General features: G+C 67.2%; 1 protein-coding gene. It reads left to right on the top strand.

What is annotated here, in order from left to right; translation table 11 throughout:
* The first annotated feature begins 286 nt into the window (after positions 1–286).
* Entirely contained in the window at positions 287–1,027 is a 741-nt protein-coding gene (locus tag ABZ261_RS29495) for a maleylpyruvate isomerase family mycothiol-dependent enzyme (protein WP_356864390.1), read from the top strand.
* Positions 1,028–1,124 lie beyond the last annotated feature (97 nt).

Here is a 1,124-nt window from a genome sequence, read left to right as displayed (position 1 = left end):
GATCGATGTAGAGAAGATCGGGCTCGCCCTCGGCGCGCCGGACGACATGATCGTCCCAGACCTTCTCCGCGAGTGTCCTACCCATCGCTTTCCCTTCGAGCGGGGCGGTCCCGGCAACCGTGATTCCGAGGACTCTTCTTCGTTCTTCGTCCGTCGACATTAGGCGGCACTGTCCCCGCCGCGTCCTTGCCGAGTCCCCGCCTCGTCCCTGCCCGGAAGGGACGCGCGCACCCGCGTCCGTTTCCTCTCTTGTGCCGGTTCGAAAAACGGTGCGAGGATTCACGGCATGCAGACCACACAGCTCGTCGAAGCACTGCAGAAAGAGGGATCACTTCTGCTCTCGGCCGCGCTCGGGGCGGGGTGGGATTCGGCGGTGCCGAGCTGTCCGGGGTGGCGGGTGCGGGACCTCGTCTCGCATCAGGGAAATGTGCACCGCTGGGCAGACGAATACGTCCGGCGGGGAATCACGCACCCGCGCCCCCTTCCCGGACACCGGGTCGAGGACGACGAGCTGCCGGCCTGGTTCGAGAGCGGGCTGCGCAGCCTGGTGGACGCCCTCCACGCGGCCGACGACACGCTGGTGGCCTGGCAGTTCCTGCCCGGAGCGGCCCATCCGCGAGCCTTCTGGGCCCGTCGTCAGGCCCATGAGACCGCGATGCACCGGGTGGACGCAGAACTCGCCGGCCACGGTCGGACGTCGCCCGTCGACACCGCTCTGGCCCTGGACGGAATCGACGAGATGCTCACCGGTTGGCACGGCCGTCTGCGTTCCCTGGTGCGCACCGACAAACCCGCCACCCTGCTCGTGGAAACCGTCGAAGGGCGGCAGTGGACGATGCGGCTGAGTTCCGGCGCTCCTGCCACGGTGCGGGCCGCCACCGGAACATGGGATTGCCGGATCAGCGGGCCGGCGGACCTGCTGTACCGCGCCCTGTGGAACAGGGCGCCGTACACCGGAGAGGGAATAGTGGTGGAAGGGGACGAGGCGCTGATGGCTTTGTGGCGCAGCAAATCCCCCATTCTCTGAGAGGCGGTCGAGCACATGTACGCCGAATCCGAGGAGAACCGCTTCCTGGAGGTCACCTACGCCAACGGCGACAAGGAAGTCCTCTACTTCAAGGACT

The sequence above is a fragment of the Streptomyces sp. NPDC006193 genome, from assembly GCF_040613915.1.
Classification (GTDB): domain Bacteria; phylum Actinomycetota; class Actinomycetes; order Streptomycetales; family Streptomycetaceae; genus Streptomyces.
The sequence above is the reverse complement of the archived record's forward strand: the minus strand, read 5'-3'. Positions and strand labels throughout refer to the sequence as shown.